Origin of the sequence: Micromonospora parastrephiae (assembly GCF_016802865.1) — a bacterium.
GTDB classification, from domain to species: Bacteria; Actinomycetota; Actinomycetes; order Mycobacteriales; family Micromonosporaceae; genus Micromonospora; species Micromonospora parastrephiae.
The window spans coordinates 1-4,710 of sequence record NZ_JAEVHM010000296.1 but is presented as its reverse complement, the minus strand read 5'-3'; the positions used below and the strand labels follow the sequence as shown (position 1 = coordinate 4,710).

5 protein-coding genes and 1 pseudogene are annotated in these 4,710 nt (G+C 74.7%); 2 read left to right on the top strand and 4 right to left on the bottom strand.

Going from position 1 to position 4,710, the window contains the following annotated elements; translation table 11 throughout:
* Window positions 1–204: pseudogene (locus tag JNW91_RS29725) on the top strand (hypothetical protein); the annotation flags it as partial.
* A 9-nt stretch (window positions 205–213) separates the two neighbouring features.
* Here JNW91_RS29725 and JNW91_RS29720 read toward each other — a convergent pair.
* From JNW91_RS29720 to JNW91_RS29705, 4 genes are all read right to left on the bottom strand, one after another.
* On the bottom strand, window positions 214–864 hold the full coding sequence (locus tag JNW91_RS29720) for a hypothetical protein (RefSeq protein ID WP_203178832.1): 651 nt from the start codon (window positions 862–864) through the stop codon (window positions 214–216).
* 34 nt (window positions 865–898) lie between these two features.
* A complete protein-coding gene (locus JNW91_RS29715) occupies window positions 899–1,951 on the bottom strand; it encodes a type III polyketide synthase (RefSeq protein ID WP_407664411.1) in 1,053 nt (350 codons plus the stop codon).
* Window positions 1,952–2,036: 85 nt separating this feature from the next.
* A complete protein-coding gene (locus tag JNW91_RS29710) occupies window positions 2,037–3,203 on the bottom strand; it encodes an acyl-CoA dehydrogenase family protein (RefSeq protein ID WP_203178830.1) in 1,167 nt (388 codons plus the stop codon).
* A 40-nt stretch (window positions 3,204–3,243) separates the two neighbouring features.
* Window positions 3,244–4,017: a methyltransferase domain-containing protein gene (locus JNW91_RS29705; RefSeq protein WP_203178829.1), complete on the bottom strand. Its 774-nt coding sequence runs from the start codon at window positions 4,015–4,017 to the stop codon at window positions 3,244–3,246.
* 45 nt (window positions 4,018–4,062) lie between these two features.
* On the opposite strand from JNW91_RS29705, the gene JNW91_RS29700 reads away from it, so the two are divergent.
* On the top strand, window positions 4,063–4,710 hold a 648-nt coding region (locus JNW91_RS29700; protein ID WP_238425936.1), incomplete at its 3' end, for a UbiA family prenyltransferase.

Here is a 4,710-nt window from a genome sequence, read left to right as displayed (position 1 = left end):
GGTCGCGACGCCACCGCCGGTGCACGGCCGTCCGGGGCGCTGGCCGACCCCGCCGCCGGGCTGCGCTCCTTCCTGGGCCAGCCGGGCCGCCCCGGCACCGCGACCGCGCTGCTCGTCGACCGCACCGGCGTGGTGACCCGGGTGCTGCCCGAGCTGGGGCCGATCGACGCGTACCGGGATGACCTGAGCGCCCTGGCCGCCTGACCGACCCTCCTAGCGAGGGGGCAGGGCCACGAGCTGCGCCTCGACGTCGATGCGCTGGTCGCCGACGGCCGACAGCGACACCCGGAACGGCCCGCCACCCGGCCGTACCTCGGCGGAGGCGGTCGCCCCGTCGCAGTCGATGCGCGGCGGACCGGCGATCTCGGCCCCGGTGCTCGTCACCGCCAAGGTGCCGGGCCGCGTGCACCGGTACTGGAGAAGGTAACGGGACCCGTCGTCACCGGACTGCCGGATCAACCCCTCGCCAGGGGCCAGCTCCCTCTGCTCCCGCCAGGTCGTCTGACCGAACCGGGGCAGCCCACCGGTGGGATCCGGTTGGTAGAACGTCCCGGCCGCAGCCCCGTCGATCTCGGTGACCATGCCCGTCTCCGGGTCGATCGTCACCCCCGTGGGCCCGCCTCCGACAATCCGCTCACCCTCCATGCGCAGCGTGACCCGCGTATCGGGCGCCGCCGACGCCAAGAGACGCTCCAGCGCCGTGCTGACGGTCGGCCCGGCCGTCGGCGTCCCGACCGAAGGATCAGCCGGCCCGGCCATCGGGGCGGGCGCGGCGGCCCGCCACCACCAGCCGCCCACCGCCAGCGCGGCCAGGGTCACCCCGACCAGCACCGCCGACCGCAGCCGGTCGTCCGCCGTGTCCACGGTGGTGAACGTACCCGCCGGGATGGCGGCGCGATCACTCCTGCCGATCGAGCAGGGCGGCGTACAGGGTGAGACCGGGGCCGAACGCCAGCATCACGATCCGGCGGGGAGCCGCACGGGCCAGCCGGTCCACGATCAGCAACACGGTCGGCGAGGAACAGTTGCCGTGCTCGTCCAGCGTCGCCCGGGACGCCGCCAGCGCCTGCGGCGGCAGCGCCAACTCCCGCTCCACCACGTTGAGGATCCGCGGCCCACCCGGGTGCACCGCCCAGCCGTCCACCTCGGAACGGCTCGTGCCGTGCCGGGCCAGCAGGTCGTCGACCAGGGCACGCACATGCCGGGACAGCACCTTCGGCACCTTCGGCGACAACCCCATCCGGAACCCGGCGTCGGTCACGTCCCAGGTCATGTGGTCCGCCGTGGACGTGTCCGTGACCGAGGTGACCTCGCGCAGTGCGTACCCCCGACCACCCGGCACCACCACGGCGGCGACCGCGGCATCCGAGAAGAGCGCGTGCGAGACGATCTGCTGGGTGTCCACCCGGGCGCTGGACGGCTGGATGTGCAGGCTGGTCAACTCCGCGCAGAGCAGCAGCGCCGGACGCCCCCGGGCGGTCACGAAGTCACTCGCCGCGCCCAGCCCCGGCAGCGCCGCGTAGCAGCCCATGTGACCGACGAACATCCGCTGCGTGTCCGCCGCCATGCCGAGATCCCGGGCGAGCAGGATGTCCAACCCCGGGGTGGCGTACCCGGTGCAGGAGCAGACGATGAACAGGCCCACGTCGCCGGCGCCCAGCCCGGCAGCCGTCAACGCCCGGCCGACCGCCTCCTTGCCCAGCGGTAGCGCCTCCACCTGATAGCGACGCATCCGGCGCTCGGTCGGCCAGTCCGAGACATCCTCCAACAGGGGATTGACGGCAGCCTGCCGCCGGGTCACCCCCGAGTTGGCGAAGATCCGCTCGGCCAACGACCGGGTGGTGCCGGAGAAGTGCCGGGAGAAGAAGCCCTCCCACAACTCGTCCTGGGAGGCCGACGGCGGCTGCGCCGCCCCGAGCCCTGCGATCACTGGTACGGGCACGATCCCCACCTCTCGTCCGAAGCTGTCCTCCCCCGGTACGTTCCTCTGGCCATCGTGCCCGGCCGTTGCCCCACGTCAATCGAGCCGCGCCGGCTCACCAACGTGGAGCCAGTCCGTCGCGGTCCGGGTCGCCGCCCAGCGCGGCGATGCCGAGCCAGTCGGCGCAGACATCCGAGGTCGCCGGGTGCAGCGACCCGCAGCGGGCATCCCGGTAGAGCCGCTCCAACGGATGGCCCCGCCGCGTCGCCGAGGTGCCCGCCGCCTCCAGCACCGAGGCAGCCACCTCGGCGGCCGTGGTGCCGGCGAGCAGCTTGGCCCGCCACACCCAGCGGTTCGTCTCCGCGTCGCCCGGCTCCTCGTCCACCCGGCGGGCCGCCTCGGCCACCGCCAGCCGCGCCGCCGCGGTCGCGGCGTCCGCCCTCCCCAGCCGCGCCCGTACCGCGGGCAGACCGGCCAGGTTGCGGGCGTTGAGGTGCTCGGCCGCCGCGTCGATCGCCGCCTGGGCCACCCCCACGTAGACCGCCGCGTAACTCGCCACCAGCCAGTGCGGCATCAGTTGGGCGACCACCAGGGCCAACCCCTCCACCCCGCCGAGCAGCCGATCGGCCGGCACGGTGACGTCCAGGTGCAGGTCATGAGAGGAGGTGGCACGCATGCCGAGCGCGTCCCAGGTCGGCTCGACGGTCAACCCGTCGCCGGCCGGCACCAGGAACTGGGACACCACCGACTGGTCGGCGGCACTGCGCGCGGCCACCAGGTAGCCGTCGGCGTGCCCCGCCCCCGAACAGAAGGTCTTGCTGCCCTTGACGTGCCAGCCGCCGTCGGTCGCCTCGTAGACCGTGCTCAGCTGCGAGAGCCGGGCACCGGCACCGCGCTCACTCATCGCAACCGCGTACCAGGAGCCCTGCGCCGCCGCAGTGAGCAGCCGGTCCCGGGCGACCAACGCCTCGTCCGGCACACCCAGCGCCTCGGCCAACTCCTCGGTGACCGCGCCCAGCGCCCCGGTCACCGAGGCGTGCATGTTGAACACCAGGGCGGTCGCGCCGTTGCCCCGGGCAAGTTCGGTGGCCACTGCGGCGTACTCGGCGAAGCTGGCGCCGAGGCCACCCAGCGCCCGGGGCACCATCAGCCCGAACAGGCCGGCCTCCCGCAGGTCACGAAAGTCCTCGACCGGGAAGGAGCCGTCCCGGTCGTGCTCCGCCGCCCGCGCGGCGAACCGCGGCGCCAACCGGCGGGCCGCCTCAAGCGCGTGCACCGTCATATCGCCCCCTTCTCGGCGTCCTTACCCCCGCACGGCCCGACTATCCGTTGCGGACCCCCCGGCCCTGGTAGAGCACGGCGGTGGACCGGGTCGGCACGATGCGCGGGGCGCGGCCGACCGGCGCCGCACCGGAGGACCGGGGCGTGCGGGCCCGCCGCAGCAGCCAGGCCAGCAGCCCGCCGACCTGTGGCCGGATGCCCCGCAGCCGTAGGTCGACGCCGTGCCGGGCACACTCGGCCACCAGCTCACGAGCGTCCACGAACAACCGTGGATCGTGGATGCCGCGCGGCACCGTCGGCAGGCGCTCGGCGATCCGTACCGCGACGAGCCGCGCCAGCGCCGTGTCGTTCAGGGTGTCCAGCACCAGCAGGCCACCCGGGCGCAGCAGCCGGCACGCCTCGGCCACCGCACGCGGCCACGCCGGCACATGTTCCAGCAGCTCACCGGCGGAAACCACGTCGGCACAGCCGTCGGGCAGCGGGACCGCGGTGACGTCGGCCTGGATGACGCGTACCCCGTGCTCGGCGGCCTGGACGAGCGCCGAGCGGGTCAGGTCGACCCCGACATGCCGGTAGCCCTTGCCGGCCAGGTGCGGCGCGAGGAGGCCGGCGCCGCAGCCCAGGTCGACGAGGAGGGCGTCGGGGCGGGTCGCCGGCGGCACCAGCGCCGCGCGGGCCTCGGCCAGCCAGTGCAGCATCGCGAACGCGCCATCCGGCCGCCACCACTCACCGGCCAGGTCGTCGTACTGGCGCGGATCGTTGCGCGGCAGCACGCGGGGGCCGGTGGACGCCGGGGCCGCAGCCACGTCTCGCATGGCACGAGCGTGGCACGACTGCTCGGTAACGACCAGACTTCCCTTATGTCGTCGAGGGTGTTAGGGCTGGTCAGGGCGAGCCATCCGGAACCGGCAGCCGCGGTGACCACGGTGGCCGGTCTGCTCGCGTGGGGGGTGGGGCACCGGCCCTCCGGAATCGCCTCGGTGGTGCTCGCCGTGCTGGCCAGCCAGCTCGCGGTCGGATGGACCAACGACGCGCTGGACGCCGAACGGGACGCCACTGTGGGGCGTACCGACAAGCCGGTCGCCGCCGGCGCGGTCGGCCGGCGCACCACGGCCTGGGCCGCGGCGGCGGCCGCGGTGGCCTGCCCGTTGCTGGCGCTGACCACGAACCCCACGGCGGCCTTCTGGCTCACCGTCGCCCTGGTCTCCGCGCTGCTCTACGACTGGCCGCTCAAGGCCACCGCGTTCTCGGTGCTGCCGTACGCGGTCTCCTTCGGGGCGCTGCCCGCCTTCGTGGTGCTGGCGCTGCCCGGTGAGCCGGCCCCGCCGGCCTGGCTGCTGACGGCGGCGGCGTGCCTGGGTGCTGGCGCGCACTTCGCCAACGTGCTGCCCGACCTGGCCGACGATGCCCGCACGGGAGTGCGCGGCCTGCCGCACCGGCTGGGTCCCGGCGGCAGCCGGACCGCCGCCGGGACGCTCCTGCTCGCGGCGACCGCGGCTCTGGTTCTC